This is a genomic window from Parafrankia sp. BMG5.11 (genome assembly GCF_004337455.1).
Genome location: NZ_SJXI01000062.1, coordinates 1 through 16,768 on the forward strand (window position 1 = coordinate 1; position 16,768 = coordinate 16,768).

A 16,768-nucleotide genomic window follows, 5' to 3' on the forward strand; every position below is an offset into this window, starting at 1 on the left:
GGCCGGCGGGGCCGGCGGGGCCAGGATCGTCGCGAGCGCGCGGCGCGCGGTGGCGACGAGGTGCTCCGTGCCTGGAAGGCAGTCGGCCAGCGACGCCTCCAGAAGATCCAGGTCCTTCGTCAACAGCGCCACGAACGCGTCGGGGGGAGGGCCGCCGTGCCCACCGATGGGCGGGCCGCCCGGGATGGGGAGCGATCGTGCGTTCGCGCTGCACTCCTGCAGTGCCACCCGCACCCCGTCCGGGTCGAGGCCCAGCGTGCCCGCCGCCCGAAGCGCCTCGGCGGCGGCGCTGCGGTGCACGATGAACAGCGCGTTGTTCACCAGCTTCGTGAGCTGGGCGCTGCCCACGTCACCCGTGTACACCACGGTTCTCCCGAACAGCTCGAAGACAGGCGCGCACCTGTCCACATCCCGCCGGTCGCCGCCGGCCAGGACCACGAGCTGACGGCCCGACTCGTCGGGCGCACCGTTGCTGACCGGGGCGTCGAGGACTGTAATGCCACGTCCGCGGGCCCGGGCGGCGAGATCGACGCAGGTCCGGGGCGAACAGGTGCTGTGGATGACGACGAGGCCGCCCGACCGCATCGTCTCCAGCAGCCCTCCCGGCCCCGCCACGACCGTCCGGACGTCCTCGTCGGAGTAGACGCACACGCTCGCGACGGTGACGCGGCGGCCCAGCTCCGCCAGCGTCCCCGCGACGCTCATCCCGGCGGGCCGGAACTGCTCGACGCGGTCCGTCTGCGTGTCGTACACGACGAGGTGCCGGCCGGCGGAGGCACAGCGCCTGACTATCTGGGAACCCTGATGCCCGAGGCCGACGAAGCCGTAGGTCTCGTCAGCCAGGGACGGGTCTCCCTGCGGGGCGGCCAGCATCGCGTGCGTTCTCCTCAGCGGTGGAAGGGTTCGGTCGGCGGCGGTCAGCCGGCGGCGGTCAGCGCGAGTCGTCCTGGAACAGGACGTCCCGCAGCGTCTCGGCGGCCCGCGCGGGGATGTGCCTGCTCACCTCGTCGAGAACGTCCCGCAGGTCCGCCACCGACAGGTCCGTCGATTCGAGGGCCGAGCGGACGTGGTGGCGCAGTGCGTGGAACGTCTGCGTGGTCGCGCAGACGCCGATCGAGATCAGTCGTCGCTCCCGTACCGTCAGGTGCGGCCGTCGCCACACCTGCCCGAACACGAACCCGAGCATCCCGGCCTGGACGAACGGCGTGTCCCGGCGCGGGGCCTCGAGCAGGTTCACCGTGCGGAAGGCGTCCTCGCCCGCCCGCAGCCGTGTCTCCCAGCTCTCCGGGCCCAGCGACGCGGTGTCGAGCAGCGGCCAGGGCGTGATCTCCTCGCCTCGCTCGGACCGCAGCCGGGCCCACTGGCGCCGGATGACGGCCTCGGCCTCCGAGCCCCGCGGCCAGCCGGCGTACACGGCGTACTGCAGTACGAACTCCTGCAGTTCCGCCAGGGTGATCTCGTCCCGGTCGAGTACCTCGAGCACCCGCTCGGCGAGCGTGTCGGCGGAGCCGGCCGAGGCGAGGCACACCAGCTCGACCCAGCGGCGGCCCTTCGTGTCGAGGCCCTGGCGATCCGTTCCTGTGATGGTCATGTCCGTCCCCTCTGTCGACGACTGCGGGGCGTGCGCCGCCCCGTCCCGGCTCCCGCCGGCCGGCCCGCGTCCGGCCGGCCGGCGGGGACAGCGCACGGGGGCTAGCCGGACGAGGCCGCGACCAGTGGCGCCGGGCGGTCGGCGATCTCCAGGGCGACGGGGCGGTTCGCCTCCGGCACCGGCATCGGTTCGGTCCGCTCACGGAACGCCCGCTTGAGCGTCTTGCCGGTTACCCCGATCGGGAACTCGTCCCACGGCACGATCTCCACGGCCACCAGGTGTTCGGCCGGGGTCAACAGCGCGTTCAGCTCGTCGCGCAGCTCCCGTGCGGTGGTCGAGGCGCCGGACCGCACCGCCACCGCCGCGGCGGGCAGCTGGCTCCCGTCGGGCTGACGGGCGGCGTAGACGCAGGCGTCGAAGACCGCCGGGTGCCGGTGGACGCGTTCCTCGATGGGAAGGCTGTAGACCTCTCCCACCCGCGTGCGGATGACGTCGACCTCCCGGTCGAGCTGGACCACGTGGCCGCCCGACCAGCGGGCCACGTCGCCGGTGAAGAACCAGCCGTCGCGGACGGCCTCGTAGGTGAGCGAGTGGTTGTTCCAGTAGGCCTCGAACAGCGTCCTCCCGCGGACCTCGAGCCGGCCCACCTCTCCGCGCGGGACCACCCTGCCGTCCCGGGCGATGCGGACCCGGGGCCCGAAGGGGGTGGAGTGCCGCCGGCCGATCCGGCGCTCGTAGCGACGGGTGAACCGGCTGTAGTAGCGCAGCACCGACGGGGTGCCGACCTCGCTCGAGCCCTGCGCGTCCAGGTAGACCGAGCCCCCCATCGGCAGGCCCAGCCGGCGGAACGTGCCGCCGACCCGGACGCAGGGCCTGATCATCTCCTCGTGCGCGGCGTCGGCCGTACTCGCCCAGAACCGCATGGCGCGCAGGTCGTGCGCCGCGAGCGGGACCTCCTTGAGCTGGGTGTAGGTGATCGGAAAGCCGAAGAAACCGGTGTAGCGGCCGCTGGCCAGCTCCTGGACGGCCCGCGGCGCGTCGAAGTCGAGGCCGGTCGCCCGCGTCCAGTGGGTCCGCACACCCAGCAGGAGCAGACTGTGGAAGGTCATGATGACCGCTTGGTGGTTGTTGGGCACCGCGAAGTAGCCCTTGTCCCGCCGTGGCGAGACGTGGACGTAGCACAGCCACCCGCGGATGGCGCGGGCCTGCGGCCCGTTGCGCAGGATCACCGCCTTGGGGAACCCGGTGGTGCCGGAGGTGTGGACCAGGTAGAGCGGTTCCCGCCGGCCGCGGCGGACGGCGGGGGCGGGCCGCTCGACCGCCGCGAGCAGCTCCTCGATCCAGTGGACGGCCGGCACCCCGGCGCGTTCCAGCGCGGCGGACAGCTCCCGGACGTCTGTCTCCGGGGTGTCGCCGACCCGCCCGACCAGGACGACCGTGTCGACCCCGTCCGGAGCGCCGCCCTCGCGCAGGACGCGCAGCAGCGTCGGGACGTCGGCCAGCAGGATCCGGGCGTTGACGTTGAGCAGGTAGGGCGCGACCTTGTCGGCGGCGAAGGCGCCGTTCATGGGGCAGGCGACCCCGCCTGCGCGCACCACCCCGAGATGAAGGAGGTGGATGTCGAAGTGGTTCCGCTTGAGGATGACAACCCGTTGGCCGTGGCGCAGACCGAGGGCGGACAGGGCCGCGGCGACGCGGCCGGCCGTGGTCTGGACGTCCCGTGCCGTCCAGCTGTCCGGGCCGGGCCCGTCCGTGCCACCGGGCTGGGGCACGGACCACGAGCACGGCTCGTCGCTGGTGAAGAGAACCCGGCCGCGATGGCGGCGGGCCGCCCGGTCGGGGATCCGCTCCAGCGATATCGGTCCCAGCGCGAGTCGCAGCCGTCGGGGTAGCGCGACCGACGTGCAGACGAACGCCGTGTAGGCGGCGAGGACTCCCAGGACCACGACTAAGGCGACGATCATCGGCGCTCCTGACGGCCGGAGGGTGAGACGACGAAGCGGTGTTTGTGTGAGGTGGTTTGGTGGCGCAAGGTGGCCAAATGGGTGCCATGTGGCCATGTGGCGGGTGGTGGCGCGGCGGCGTTGGTGCGGTGGTCAGGAGACCTGCTGGACGGGACGCCGGTTCGGGAGCGACGCGGCGATGCCGTCCCACAGCGCCGCGCGGGCCCGCAGGCAGTCCCGCACCACGGCCGCGCACTCCCGCCACCGCTCCCGGTCGTCGCCGGCGAGGGCCACGAGCATCTCCATCGCCATGGGGGTGTGCTGCTCCCCGTCGACGGCCACATGCCGGGACAGGTAGTCCCGGAAGGCCGAGAAGTCGACGTCGCCGTCGAGGACCTGGGTGAACATCTCCGGTATCAGGTCCTCGCGCCCGAAGGCGAACGCGGCGGCCAGAGAGTGCAGCGGCGCGGAGCCCAGCAGGTCCCAGGTGAGGCGTACGAACCGCGCGGCCGGCGCCGGCACCCGCGCGCGGGAGACCGCCTCCGGCACGGGGGTACCGGCGGCCAGTTCGGCGAGGAATCGCTCGATGGGCCCGGTGTCCGCCCCGGCCTCCGCCATCGCCTGGAGATACAGCTCGAAATGGCTGATGTAGGAGTCGCCGTACTCGTCGCTCTCCTCGACGAGGACGATCTCGTTGATCAGGCGGCGGCAGTTCCGGTGCGGGGTCGGCACCCACGGCACGTCGACACACGTGAGCCTGCGTTGCAGGGTCTTCAGCAGGGACATGAAATCCCAGACCGCGAACACGTGGCTGGTCATGAAGGTCGTGACGTCGTCCGGCGTCACCAGGCGGCCGTACACGGCATGCGTGAGAACGTCGTCCCGAGCCGGGGTTATCTCCTCCTTGAGCCACCGGACCGACGGATGGGCGCCACCCCAGGAATAGCGACTCGGCACGGGTCATCCACCTTTCGACGGCCTGAGGAACCGGCCGTCCGCGGACGTCCGTCGACCGGACGGCCCGTGGGGGACCGGTGGGAGCAGGTTTCCCGTCTCCGGTAGCGCACCGGTAGCGTGCCGGCAGCTTCCTGCCGCTACTTGGCATGGGGCCGGGGCGGCCGGCGCGGGCGCATGGGCGCCGCGCCGACCGCCCCGGTTCGGACGGCACCGTCAGGGCCGCTGCTTCGGGTCCTCCCCGGAAGGCGGGTAGCCCTCGCGGTAGCGGCGCCCGTCCGGTGCGTAGCGGACGGGCGCGGCCAGCGCCGCCTCGCCGTGACGCCGCCGGTCGGCCAGGTGATCCCGGACGACGAAGACCAGCGGCACGGCGAACATGACGGCGAGCAGGGCGACCGCGATCAGCAGGCGGCCCCATTCGAACTCGGGATTCATACGGCTCCTGGAACGTCCAGAGGAGCCGCTCCACGGTCCGGTGACACGGACGCGTAGCAGGACGCGTTCAGTGGGCTACGTGGCTGTTCAGCGGGTTACGTGGCTGTTCAGCATGCTGCGACGCGGGTGTCAGCGGGCGTGGAGTCCGCTCCCCTCGGGGCAGTCGGTCGCGTCACGCGTAGGCGGGCGCCCTCGGCGGCGCGCGCGGGCCGGGGCCGCCGCGATGCTCGAACGGGGTGCGCCCGGCGGAACCCCGGCCCGGCACCAGCCAGGCGGCACCCACCGCGAGAACACCCAGCGCGGCGCCCAGCGCGAGGAGCTGGTGGTCCGAGCGCTGCTGCTGGCCGACCATCGGCGGCCGGCCGTCGAACCAGGCACGTCCGAGATCCGTGGGGATCGGCGCGGCCGCGGTCGAGGCGCTCGACAGGGTGCCCGGGGACGCTGACGTGCTCGGGGACGCCGGCCCCTCGGCTGTCACGGCCGCCGGGGCGATCGCGGCGATGTCCGCCGACCAGCCCGCCCCTGCCGCGGCCTGGCTCAGAGCGTTCGGCGTGGCGCCGACCAGCCCGAGCACCGCCAGCAACGCCGCCCAGAGCAGCGAGGCGCGGACGGAACGGCGGGCCGGCATCAGCCGAGGGTAGCCGCCGGCGCTCACGGCCGGCCCGGGCGCGGTGGTCGTCCGCCCGCGGGCTCGGCGCGCAGCAGCCTGGTCACCGAGCCGTACCGCCGGGCGACGTCCGACTCCTCGGGGAAGTACTGCACGAGCCCGGCCCGGGTGCTCCCACCGGGCCCGGTGGGAGCACGGTCGGACAGGTCGACCGGCTGGTCGCGGCGCCGGTCCGCGGCCCGCAGCACCGCACGTGCCTCGCGTTCGGTGAGCCAGGTGATCCGGCGCCCGCCCGCGTTCGGACCCGCCCGCGGCCGCAGCAGCACGGCGGCTCCGGGCTGGGGCTCGACCTCGCCACCGCCGGACCCCGACGCCGCGAGCTCCGGATGGGCGAGCAGGAGATCACACGGGTCGATCGCGACGATGCGGGCCCGGCCCCCGGTCGCCCCGACCGGTACGTCCCGGGCGAGGGCCAGGGCGGTGAGCACGGCCTCAGCCTCCTCCGGCCGGACCCACCCGGCATGGCGGTATCCGTCCGGGACGGCGTCCCCCGCTCCGACAGGCGGCCCCGTTCTGCTCGGTCCCGGGTGCGCTGGTCCGGTGGCGGTGCTCTCCCCGGGCGGCTCGGGCCGCTGGTACGGCACCCCGGGCGGGACGCCCGGGGTGCCGAGATCCGCGATGCCCGAGCCCCCCGGGCCCGTTGAATCAGGCGGGGTACCGGGGCCGGCCGGCCGGAGCGGGGCGGTGGGCGCGTCCGGGGATCCGGCGTTCGGCTGGGTGTCCGGCGCGATCCGCGCCGTCGGGACCGTCGGGGCGAGCGGCGTCCAGCGCATCTCCTCGGCTGGGTCTGGCGGCGTGGGGCTCGCCGGTGCCGGGCGGATGCCCATCTGGTCGAGACGCTGCCACAGCCCGTCGAGGGTGCGGGCGGGGTGCCGGTAGAACTCCGAGCCCCTGATCCGCCAGAAGGTCCAGCCGAGCCGCTCGAGAATGCGCTGGCGGCGCAGGTCGGCCTCCCACTGCTCCGGGCCGTGGTAGCGGTCCCCGTCGCACTCGACGGCGATCCGGGCGCTTTCGCCCTCGATCACCAGGTCGATGCGGAAGCGCCCCACCGGATGCTGCGGGCGCACCCGGAACCCCCGGGCGAGGATCTCGCGCAGCACCGCCCGCTCGAACTCGCTCTCGCACAGGTCCTGCAGCCGCGCCACCTCGTCGGGGGCCCGGGCGGCGTACATGTACTCGATGAGCTGGCGGCGCACGTCGTCGTCGCGCAGCGTCTCCGCGGCCACGGTGTGGAAGACCCAGAGCTGGTCACGGGCCCGGCTCGCGGCCACGTTGACCCGCTGCATGTCGCGCCGCCGGGTGGCCGCCGAGCGGTTGTCGTCGGCGACCACGGACACGAAGATGACGTCCCGCTCGTCCCCCTGGAACTGGTACGGGTCGCCCACCCGGATCCGGCGGCGGACGTACTCCTCCTCCCCGAGCTTCTCGACCAGGCTGTGCTCGATCAGCCGGGGCTGGCCCGCGCCGAGCAGGGTGACGACGCCGAACGTCATCCCGTCGTAGGCCGGGTCGGCACAGCAGTCGACGATCTGGTCGACGACGGCGGCCGCCTCCACCGCGTTGGCGTCGCCGAACCTGCCCGGTGCCCGCCCGCCGCCGGCCACCCGGACCGGCCGCAGTGCCGGGCCGACCGTGACCTCGGGCGTCTCCCGCAGCGGCAGGATCTGGTGGTCGTAGAACCGGTTGGAGAAGCCGATGATCTCCGGCAGGCAGCGGAAGTGCTCCTTGAGCACCACGGTGCGCGGGAACACCCGCGTCGCGGTGTCGTAGAGGCTCGCCTCGACGTCGAGCAGCGAGCGGTGCGCGACGTCGGGCAGGTGGTCCTCGATCAGGGCGAAGACCCGGTCGCGGGAGATGCCGACGGCCGACGGGCTGGTCTGCTGGTCGTCGCCGACGACGACCGCCTTGCGGCCCAGGCTGAGCACGCCGAGCGAGAGCACGTCGCACTGGCTGGACTCGTCGACGATCACGACGTCGAACGGGTCGTTCACCCGGGGGTCGAAGCTCTCCATCACCCGGTGGATCGGCATGATCCAGATTGGGACGGCGCCCATCGCCTCGGTCATGTGGCCGCGCGCCTCGGCCCGCCAACGCCCCGCGAACCGGCCCGTCCCCTTGCCGATGCGGCTCAGCGCCTGCACCCACCCGGTGAGGGCCTGCCGCTGCTCCGGCCCGAGATTGTTCGCCAGCGCGAGACGGGCGGAGCGGCGGGCAACCTCGAGGACGAGTCGGCGGACGCTCTCGGTGGCATCGTCGAGACGCCGCTGCAATGCCGGGACGTCGGCGCCGGAATGGAGGTCGTCGAGCCAGGTCTCGGCCTGCCGCCACCGCCACAGCCCGGCGAGCTGTTCCGGATCACCGCAGGTGGTGGGATCGCCTAGGTCGGCGAGGATGAGCCCGGCCCAGCGGGGGGCCACGGTGGCGAGCCGCTCCGCCAGCTCGGCGCGCCGGTGGGCCGCCGGGCGCAGCGCACGCAGCCGCGCCGACTCCTCCAGCGCCCGCGCCCAGGCGTCGAGATCCCGACTCCGCAGCGCGTCGGTCAGCTCCGACCACAGCACACTCGCCTCGGGCGTGTGCCGGCCGATCCGCAGCAGCTCGGCCAGGTCGGCGAGCTCGGTCTCGGCCGCGCGCTGGGCTATCCGTGCCCCGGCGAGCTCGAGCAGTTCGGCGTGACGGAGCAGGTCCGAGGACGTCGGGCGGACGGGCAGTGCCGGGAAGAGCGCTCGCAGCCGGCCGGCCAGCGCCGGGCCGGGGCCGGAGTCCCAGGTGAGCGCGGCCGCCATCGCGGAGCTCACCGCGTCGAGCGCGGGCAGCGCGGCGAACACCCCGGCCTCGCCGCCGCCCCCGGGCCCCTCGGCCAGGGGAGGCGCGCCGAGCTGGACGGCCATGTCCGCATGACGGGTGAGCGCCGCGGCGGACCGCACCCGCCCCTCGATCACCGCGGCCGCGATGTCGAGGTCGGCGACCGTCTTCGCCGGATAGCCGTCGACGATCAGCCGCTCGGCGAACTCCCGCAGCTCCCGCCCACCGAACCGGGGCAGGCCGCGCCCGCCGGCGAGGCGCTCGCGCAGCTCGCCGAGCAGCCGGAGCTGGTCACGGGGGTCACCGCCCGGCACCTGCGCGGTGTGCCCGAACACCCGGACGCGCAGGGCGTGCAGCGCGGTGACGGCCGCCGCGAGCTCGGCCGCCTGGCCGCGCCAGAAGTCGGCCAGGCGGGGCGAGGAGGCGCACTGGTCGCGCAGGGCCACCAGCCACGGCTCCTCGACCGCGCGCAGCGCCGCGACGCCGGCCAGGGTCTCGGCGCGCAGCTGGGCGAGCCCAGCCTCGCCCAGCTGATCGACCGCGATGGCGGTGAGCCCGGCGCGCTCCGCCTCGGCCACGCCGGAGCCCAGCTCGTCCAACCGCTGGAACAGCGCGGACAGCGGCGTGGCGCCCGGCAGCGCCGTCGGGTCCGGCAGCGGCCGGCCCGCGGCCGCTGCCTCCTCGGGGGAGATCTGCCGGGCCAGCGCGACCAGGTCGACCAGCTCGCCCGGCCGCAGGGGCGGTGGCGCCACCGGGTCGAGCCGGTCGGGGACGAGCCCGAGTTCGTGCTCGTTGCGCGCGAGCCACTCGGAGACGTCCGCCGCCCGGGCCCGGCCGTGTGGCAGCTCGAACTCGTGCTCCTCGCCGCGCAGCAGCTCCACCAGCTCGAGCTCCAGCGCGCGGGTGCGGGAACGCACCGCGTCCAGCTCGGCGGCGAGCCCGGCGACCTGACGGGTCTCGGCGCGCAGGTCGACATCGGCGACGGCGGCCTGGATCTCCACCACCGAGGCGCGCAGCTCCTCGATGTCGGCCTGGCTGGAACCGAGAACGGCGACCGAGAGGTGCCGCAGCTCGGCGGGGATCTTCTCCCGCAGGACCACCAGCGCCTGTTCGTCCTGCGCGGTCACGAGCACGCGGCGCCCGTGCGCCACCAGGTGACACACCAGGTTGGCGATCGTGTGGCTCTTGCCCGTGCCCGGCGGGCCCTGCACGGTGACGCCACGGGACGTCGCCAGCTGGGTCGCCACCCGCTCCTGGTCATCGTTGGTCGGCAGCGGCATGAGCAGCCGCGCCCCTGTCGCCGCCCAGCCGTCGTCGGCTCCGCCGCCGATCGGATCCGGGTTCCCGCCACCGGCGAACTCGCCGCGGGCCTCCTCGAGTGCCTCGGTGACCAGCGCGTCCGGCGCGACGACGGCGGCGACCGCCTCGGGCAGGAAGTCGAGCTCGGCCATCGCCTCGCGTAGCTCGCTGTAGAAACGCGCGCCGGTGGCGGGCCGCGGCCGCAGGAACAGCGCCCACGTGTCGACGACACGGGCGTCCGGCCCGGGGGGCGGCAGGTCCGGCCCGGGCAGGACGGCGGCGTCCAGACCGAGCGGCGCGACCAGCTGATCGTGGATCTCGGCGAGCTCGGCCGGATCCCACACGTCCGGCGGGTCCGCGCGCAGCCGGTCGCGCAGGCCGGGCAGCGACCGGAGTTCCGGTGCCTCCAGCCCCCGCACCGGATCGGTCTCCAGCACGGTCGAACCGTCCGGCGACACCCGGATGAGGCCGGTGTCCTGGTCGACCTCCACCTGCACGGGGGTCACCAGCAGGGGGTGTTCGACGATTACCTGCTCGCCACCGGCCGCGGCCGGCTGCCAGCTCAGCACCGAGTGGCCCCAGACGAGCTGCAGCCCGGCGGTGTCGGCGGCATGCCGCAACCGCAGGTCGAACAGCCTCTCGTAGAGCTGCCGGGCGGCGTGGGCCGCCCGGGCCGGCGCCGCCCAGGGCTGCCAGGAGTCGTGAACCCACCGGGCATGGGCGCGGGTGACGGCGGCGGGATCCTCACCGCGCCCGGCCGCCCGCTCGGGCAGATCGACCGGCAGCGCCGGTGGCGCGTCCGGCAGCACCTCCACCCCGCCGATGTAGGGATACAGCTCCCGGGGGACCCGTGGCGGCTCCGGGGCGGCGACCTTGCCGACCTCCAGCCAGCTCGCCCGCGTCTCGCCGGGGCCGAGCCGCACGGCCGCGTGCACCGGCACGTCACGCGGCAGCACCGGCACCGGCGTGTACTCGGCCAGGCGGCGGCGCGGCGCACCGCGCAGGTCTGTGGCGAGCGCGGCCAGGTAGTCGAGCAGGCGGAGCGAACGGCTCTTGACCAGGTCGAGGGCGGACATCGGACTCCTCCGGCGGGTGGGTCAGGTGGCGCGGAGCGCCCCGTCCGCCCGCACGGGCCGGGCTGGCGGGACACCGCGACGATACGGCGCCGCACCGACAGAACCGTCGCGCAGGCCGCCGCCGGGTCGGATGCGCACGGCGACCTGCCCACATATGCTCCGCGGGTGCTCGCCCGCCTGATCGGCCTGATCGCCGCCCGATGACCGGCTACCTGCGCGACGCCGACGAGATCTACCGCCTGTCGTTCGCGACGATCCGGGCCGAGGCGGACCTGACCGGCCTGCCCGCCGGCCTCGCCCACGTCGTCGTACGCATGATCCACTCCTGCGGGATGGTCGATCTCGTCCGTGACATCGCGTTCTCTCCCGGGGTGGCCGCCGCGGCGCGGGCCGCACTCGTCGGCGGTGCGCCGGTGCTCTGCGACACGGCGATGGTCGCCGCCGGGGTGATCCGCCGCCGGCTGCCCGCGGACAACCCCGTCATCTGCACGCTCTCGGACCCGCGGGTCCCGGAGCTCGCCCGGCACTCGGGAACCACCCGCACCGCCGCCGCGGTGGAGCTGTGGCGCGGCCGCCTCGACGGCGCGGTGGTCGTCGTCGGCAACGCCCCGACCGCGCTGTTCCGCCTGCTCGAACTGGTCGAGGACGGAGCCGGCCGGCCGGCCGCCGTCGTCGGGGTGCCGGTCGGTTTCGTCGGGGCGGCGGAGTCCAAGCAGGCCCTGGCCGCCCACCCGAGCGGGCTCGAGCACCTCGTGGTGCGCGGCCGGCGCGGCGGCAGCGCGATGGCCGCGGCGGCCGTGAACGCCCTCGCCCGCGACGCGGACTGACCGGACCGGTGGAGACGGAACCGGCCCCTGATCCGGTACCGGGGGCGGAAGGCGCGCCCACGCCCGCATCCGCGCCGGGACTGGAATCGCGAGGTGCGTCCGCGCCGGGGACCGCCGGCGAGCGGTCGGGCCGGCGGTCCGGCGCCGACCGCGGCACGCTGAGGTACGGCTGGACCACCGGCGCCTGCGCGACGGCGGCGGCGACGGCCGCCTATACCGCCCTGCTGACCGGCGAGTTCCCCGATCCGGTGACCATCACCCTGCCTGGCGGGGCCCGGCCCGCGTTCGCGCTGGCCCGTGAGTGGCTCGGGCCCGACTCGGCCACCGCGGCCGTGATCAAGGACGCTGGGGACGACCCCGACGTCACGCACGGCGCCGTCGTGACGGCGTCCATCCGCCGCGGATCGCCGGGAACCGGCGTGGTGTTCCGCGCCGGTGTGGGAGTGGGCACGGTGACCAGGCCGGGCCTACCGCTGGCGGTGGGGGAGCCGGCGATCAACCCGGTTCCGCGCCGGATGATGCGCGCCGCCGTCGCCGAAGTCGCCGCGGCACACGGCGACGGCCCCGCGCACACCGCCGGAACCACGGCCAGGGCCAGTACCGCCGCCGTCGTCGACGTCGAGATCGAGATCGGTGTGGACGGCGGAGCGGAGCTGGCGACCCGAACCTGGAACCCGCGGCTGGGAATCCTCGGGGGGCTGTCGATTCTCGGCACCACCGGAATAGTCGTCCCCTATTCCTGCTCCGCGTGGATAGACAGCATTCGCCGTGGCATCGACGTTGCCCGTGCGGCCGGGCACCGGCATGTGGCCGCGTGCACCGGCAGCACCTCGGAGCAGGTCGCCCGCGACCGGTACGGGCTTCCCGACGAAGCCCTGCTCGACATGGGTGACTTCGCCGGCGCCGTGCTCAAGTACCTGCGGCGTCATCCGATCCCGCGACTGACGGTCGTCGGCGGGGTCGGCAAGCTGGCGAAACTCGCCGCCGGACACCTCGACCTGCACTCCGGCCGCTCGCAGGTCGACCTCGCCGGCCTCGCCGCGCTCGCCCGCTCCGCCGGAGCGGGCGCGGATCTTCAGGCCGCGATCCTCGGAGCCAACACCGCTCTCGGTGCGCTGCGGATCTGTGCCGACGCGGGGATAGCTCTCGGTGATCTCATCGCCGCCGGCGCGCGTAGGACCGCCTGCGAGGTCCTGCGCGAGGCGCCGGTGACGGTCGACGCCCTCGTCATCGACCGGGTCGGAGTGGTGGTGGGGTATTCGGACGGGACCTGCTGACCGGGGGCCGAAACCAGATTGACCGGCACCGAAACCAGATTGCTGCCCGCGGCGGATTCCGCCGGAATTCGCCGCGGGCGGATGGCTGGACCGTCGGCTATGCGGCGACGAGGTGAACGGCGGCCGCGTGATGGCACGGCTTTCCGTGCAGCCCCGCGACGCAGGTGCAGTGCCCGGTGACGGCGGTTCGATAGGTGGCGCCGCGATGGCCGACGGTGAGCCAGACCCGGCGACCGCGCAGTGGGGTGAGGCCGCCGAGTTCGAGCAGCTCGAGAGCATCCTCGAGCTGCCGGTCGGAGTAGCCGGTGAGGGTCGGCGCGGTGTGGCGGATGTGGCGCGTGCACCCGGGCCCGAGCCCCACGGCGACGCTGAGCGGGCTGGTGAGCGCGCGGCCGCAACGCAGGCACGGGGTGGGCGTGGCCACGGGGGTGGGGGTGATGGGAACGGTCATGTCGGCTCCCCTCGAAGTGCGTATCCCAATGATATCTTCCGGCGCCGCGCTCGGTGGGAATTCCCGGAATCGTCCACCATGATTTCCTGGCCCGCGCCGGCCGTGCGTCCCGCTCGTTGGAAGAAGGTCGGCCGGGGGAACGGGGGAACCGAGAATGCGGTCGGGTGGAGTTATTTCTGTGTCGTATGAGTGATTGTCGGGCCGCGTCGAGCCCGCCGCGTGAATCCCGGGGCGCGAGGTCGCCCCCGACAATCGCCGGCGGCGCCGGGAGCGGATGGGCCTGGGCCGGGCGTCCGGAGCTCTGCCCCGCGCGGGCAGAATCCCCCGAGTGGTGCCGCATCCGCGAAGGCCGGCCCTGCTGTGACGCGCGCCGGGCGGGGCGGGTATCTCGAGCGGACCACGGTCGGACAGCGGGCCACTGACGGACCTGGGTGGTGAGGGGGACGGACACGGTGGGTACCGGCGAACCCGGCGGCGGGGCCGGCGTGGTCACTGGAGAGCTGCTTGAGCTCGCCGGGGTGCTTACCGACGTCCTGGCCGCGTACGACCTGGGGCCGGCCCCGGTGCCGGTCCTGGTCAACATCTCCGAGAACATGACGTACCGGATCGACGACGTCGCCGGGAACCGTCGCTGGGCGCTGCGGCTGCACAGGCCGGGCTACCACGATGCCGCGGAGATCGTCGCCGAGCTGGCCTGGGTGGCGGCGCTTCGGGCCGAGGGAGTGGTCGCCACGCCACCCGTGGTGGCGAACCGGTTCGGATCTGTGGTGACCACGGTCCGGTCGGGGGATGCGATCCGGCACGCGGTGCTGTTCGAGTGGGTCGACGGGGTCTCGCCCGAGCTCGGTGACACCGCCGGGCTGATCTCCTCGTTCGGTCTCCTCGGGGACATCGCCGGCCGGATGCACGACCACGCCGCCCGCTGGTCGCGGCCCGCCGGGTTCAGCCGTTTCGCCTGGTCCTGGCACGCGACGCTCGGGCCGGGGGCGCGCTGGGGGAGCTGGCGCGCCGGGGTGGCGGCGGTGCTGCCCGGCGAGGCGGAGCGCGTGGTCACGATGCTCGAACCGGCCGCGGCGGAGGTGGAGCGTGGGCTCGCCGCCTATGGCCGTGGGTCGGACCGCTTCGGGCTGATCCACGCGGACATGCGCCTGGCCAACCTGCTCGTGGCCCGGCCGGCCATGCCCCGAGCCCCTGGCCTGGTTGGCGAGATCCCGGCCGCCGACCGTGCGGCCGCCGGGCGGTCCGGTGCGGTGATCCACGTGATCGACTTCGACGACTGCGGCTTCGGCTGGTACCTCTACGACCTCGCCGCGGCGCTGTCGTTCATCGAGCACAGCCCTGCCCTGCCGGCGCTGGTCGCGGCCTGGCTGGAGGCCTACCGAGCCCACCGCCCGCTCGGGCCAGCGGACCTCGCGGTCGTGCCGACGCTCGTTCTGCTGCGCCGGCTGCTGCTCGTCGCCTGGCTGGGTACCCACCCGCACTCCGACGCCGTCCCCGATGCCGCCGCGTACGCCCGGGACACCGCCGCGCTCGCCGACCGCTACCTCGCCCGCACCCTGCTGCCGGACCTCGCGCACCACTCCCGTCCGTAGCTCCGTTCGTTGCAGCGCGGCGGGTGGGTGAGTCCTGGGTGTCACCGGGCCGCCGCGGTTGTCCAGCGGGGGCTGTCGGGGGGCGTCGCGTCCCGGGGCGACGGGAATGGATGGTGGTGGGAAGGAATGGATGGTGGTGGGAAGGCAGTGGGCTGGTGCGGCCGGGGCCGGCCGGGAGCGCCGTCGGCCGGGCTCTGGCGGGGAACACCGCGGGGCGTCGGCGGGACGTCGGTGGGATTTCGGTCCTCGTCCCGTGGGGGGCGGGGGCCTGTCCGGAGGTCGTCCCGGGTATGTCCGCGAGGTGTCGGTTGCGCATCATCCACCTTGCGCGGTGGTGATCGGTTGGTGTCCGCCGCGCGATGACCGGGTTGCCCAGCCGACGTCGCCGGTGGGCGAGTCGTCCGGACCGGTACGCTCGGTCCGAGAAACCGGAAGGGAGCTGGGGCGATCGTGGTCCGATCCAGTCGGGCGTCGGGGGACCGTAGCGGTGTCGGGATCGGGGGGCCGTGAACGAGCCGCTGACCGTTGACGGCGCCGAGTTGGATGTCCGCAAGCTCGGCCCGTGCCGGATCGACTCGCCGCTGCTCCCGTTGCTAGGTGCGCGGCCGACGACCCAGCACTACATCGACGAGGGCGACAAGGTCCTCTTCGACGACACCGTTTCGATGATCTCCGCGCGGAAGGTGCCGCTGGACGAGCTGCCGGGCTTCGAGCCCGCCGGGCCGCGCCGCAAGATCTACTTCGACCCGTCCAAGACCCGGGTGGGGATCGTGACCTGCGGGGGGCTCTGCCCCGGTCTGAACAACGTCATCCGCGGGCTGGTGCTCGAGCTGACCAACCACTACGGCGTGAACCGGATCTTCGGATTCCGGCACGGCTACCAGGGTTTCATCGCCAAGTACGGGCACAGCGTCGTCGACCTCACCCCGGAGTGGGTGGCGAACATCGACGAGGACGGCGGCACGATCCTCGGCACCTCCCGCGGCCAACAGGACCCGGCAGAGATCGTCGACTGCCTTTCCCGGATGAACATCAACATCCTGTTCGTGATCGGCGGTGACGGCACGCTGCGCGGTGCGCGGGCGATCGCCGGCATCGTCGCCGAGCGCGGGGAGAAGATCGCGGTCGTCGGCATCCCGAAGACGATCGACAACGACATCCCCTACATCGACCAGAGCTTCGGGTTCCAGACCGCGTTCGCGAAGGCCGCCGAGTCGATCCGCGCCGCGTACGCCGAGGCGACCTCGGCTCCCGGCGGGGTGGGCATTGTCCGGCTGATGGGCCGCCACTCCGGCTTCATCGCCTGTTACGCGGTGCTGGCCAAGAGCGACGCGGACATCGTGCTCATCCCGGAGCTGCCCTTCACCCTGGAGGGGGAGCGGGGCCTGCTCGCCTACATCCGTCAGCGGGTCGAGAAGCGGGGTCATGCCGTCGTCGTCGTGGCGGAGGGCGCCGGGCAGGACCTGGTCGCCGGCCTGCCCGAGTCGTCCGACGCCTCGGGGAACCGCAAGCTCTACGACATCGGCCCGGAGCTCTCCCGGCGGATCACCGAGGATTTCGCCGCCCGCGGTGCCGAGCTCAACCTGAAGTACATCGACCCGAGCTACCACATCCGCAGCGTGGCGGCGAACCCGTACGACAACGTCTACACGATCCGGCTGGCGCACGCGGCGGTCCACGCCGCGATGTCCGGGCGCACGGAGATGGTCGTCGGGCGCTGGCGCCGCCGGTTCATCCACATCCCGATCGCGCTCGCCGTCAGCCAGCGCAACCAGGTCGACCCGGCCGGTGACCTGTGGATGTCGGTCCTGGAGGCCACCGGCCAGCCCTACCGCTTCGGCTGACCGGCGTCGG

General features: G+C 74.0%; 12 protein-coding genes. 4 read left to right on the forward strand and 8 right to left on the reverse strand.

Features of this window, described 5'->3' with window-relative positions; genetic code table 11:
- The 7 genes from E0504_RS35480 to E0504_RS35510 form a co-directional block, all read right to left on the reverse strand.
- Positions 1–873 (reverse strand): NAD(P)-dependent oxidoreductase (locus E0504_RS35480; protein ID WP_131626688.1); only part of this gene is annotated, 873 nt, incomplete at its 3' end.
- A gap of 58 nt (positions 874–931) precedes the next feature.
- Entirely contained in the window at positions 932–1,591 is a 660-nt protein-coding gene (locus tag E0504_RS35485; RefSeq protein WP_112106591.1) for a carboxymuconolactone decarboxylase family protein, read from the reverse strand.
- A gap of 101 nt (positions 1,592–1,692) precedes the next feature.
- The gene (locus tag E0504_RS35490) at positions 1,693–3,555 is read right to left on the reverse strand and encodes a class I adenylate-forming enzyme family protein (RefSeq protein ID WP_112106592.1); all 1,863 of its coding nucleotides are present in this window, start codon (positions 3,553–3,555) and stop codon (positions 1,693–1,695) included.
- A gap of 132 nt (positions 3,556–3,687) precedes the next feature.
- On the reverse strand, positions 3,688–4,491 hold the full coding sequence (locus E0504_RS35495; protein WP_112106593.1) for a DUF3050 domain-containing protein: 804 nt from the start codon (positions 4,489–4,491) through the stop codon (positions 3,688–3,690).
- A 213-nt stretch (positions 4,492–4,704) separates the two neighbouring features.
- Entirely contained in the window at positions 4,705–4,923 is a 219-nt protein-coding gene (locus E0504_RS35500) for a hypothetical protein (RefSeq protein ID WP_112106594.1), read from the reverse strand.
- Between the two features lie 172 nt (positions 4,924–5,095).
- A complete protein-coding gene (locus E0504_RS35505) occupies positions 5,096–5,578 on the reverse strand; it encodes a hypothetical protein (protein ID WP_235014040.1) in 483 nt (160 codons plus the stop codon).
- Positions 5,575–10,767, reverse strand: a complete 5,193-nt coding sequence (locus E0504_RS35510) for an AAA domain-containing protein (RefSeq protein ID WP_131626689.1) — start codon at positions 10,765–10,767, stop codon at positions 5,575–5,577. The genes E0504_RS35505 and E0504_RS35510 overlap by 4 nt, the downstream gene beginning before the upstream one ends.
- A gap of 200 nt (positions 10,768–10,967) precedes the next feature.
- Between E0504_RS35510 and E0504_RS35515 the strand changes: the two genes are divergently transcribed.
- Both E0504_RS35515 and E0504_RS35520 read left to right on the forward strand, forming a co-directional pair.
- Positions 10,968–11,594 carry a precorrin-8X methylmutase gene (locus E0504_RS35515; RefSeq protein WP_112106596.1) on the forward strand — a complete coding sequence of 209 codons (627 nt, stop codon included), beginning with the start codon at positions 10,968–10,970 and terminating at the stop codon, positions 11,592–11,594.
- Positions 11,595–11,602: 8 nt separating this feature from the next.
- Positions 11,603–12,871 carry a cobalt-precorrin-5B (C(1))-methyltransferase gene (locus E0504_RS35520; RefSeq protein ID WP_112106597.1) on the forward strand — a complete coding sequence of 423 codons (1,269 nt, stop codon included), beginning with the start codon at positions 11,603–11,605 and terminating at the stop codon, positions 12,869–12,871.
- Positions 12,872–12,968: 97 nt separating this feature from the next.
- On the opposite strand, the gene E0504_RS35525 is transcribed toward E0504_RS35520, so the two are convergent.
- Positions 12,969–13,322 carry a DUF6011 domain-containing protein gene (locus E0504_RS35525; RefSeq protein WP_112106598.1) on the reverse strand — a complete coding sequence of 118 codons (354 nt, stop codon included), beginning with the start codon at positions 13,320–13,322 and terminating at the stop codon, positions 12,969–12,971.
- Positions 13,323–13,774: 452 nt separating this feature from the next.
- On the opposite strand from E0504_RS35525, the gene E0504_RS35530 reads away from it, so the two are divergent.
- Both E0504_RS35530 and E0504_RS35535 read left to right on the forward strand, forming a co-directional pair.
- Positions 13,775–14,914 carry a phosphotransferase enzyme family protein gene (locus tag E0504_RS35530; protein WP_112106599.1) on the forward strand — a complete coding sequence of 380 codons (1,140 nt, stop codon included), beginning with the start codon at positions 13,775–13,777 and terminating at the stop codon, positions 14,912–14,914.
- Positions 14,915–15,420: 506 nt separating this feature from the next.
- Complete coding sequence (locus tag E0504_RS35535; protein ID WP_112106600.1) at positions 15,421–16,758, forward strand: ATP-dependent 6-phosphofructokinase; 1,338 nt, start codon at positions 15,421–15,423, stop codon at positions 16,756–16,758.
- Positions 16,759–16,768: the final 10 nt, after the last annotated feature.

Coding starts and splice junctions, on each gene's coding strand:
- E0504_RS35490 (WP_112106592.1), bottom strand. CDS start 3,555: ATGATCGTCGCCTTAGTCGTGGTCCTGGGAGTCCTCGCCGCCTACACG.
- E0504_RS35525 (WP_112106598.1), bottom strand. CDS start 13,322: ATGACCGTTCCCATCACCCCCACCCCCGTGGCCACGCCCACCCCGTGC.
- E0504_RS35510 (WP_131626689.1), bottom strand. CDS start 10,767: ATGTCCGCCCTCGACCTGGTCAAGAGCCGTTCGCTCCGCCTGCTCGAC.
- E0504_RS35485 (WP_112106591.1), bottom strand. CDS start 1,591: ATGACCATCACAGGAACGGATCGCCAGGGCCTCGACACGAAGGGCCGC.
- E0504_RS35515 (WP_112106596.1), top strand. CDS start 10,968: ATGACCGGCTACCTGCGCGACGCCGACGAGATCTACCGCCTGTCGTTC.
- E0504_RS35500 (WP_112106594.1), bottom strand. CDS start 4,923: ATGAATCCCGAGTTCGAATGGGGCCGCCTGCTGATCGCGGTCGCCCTG.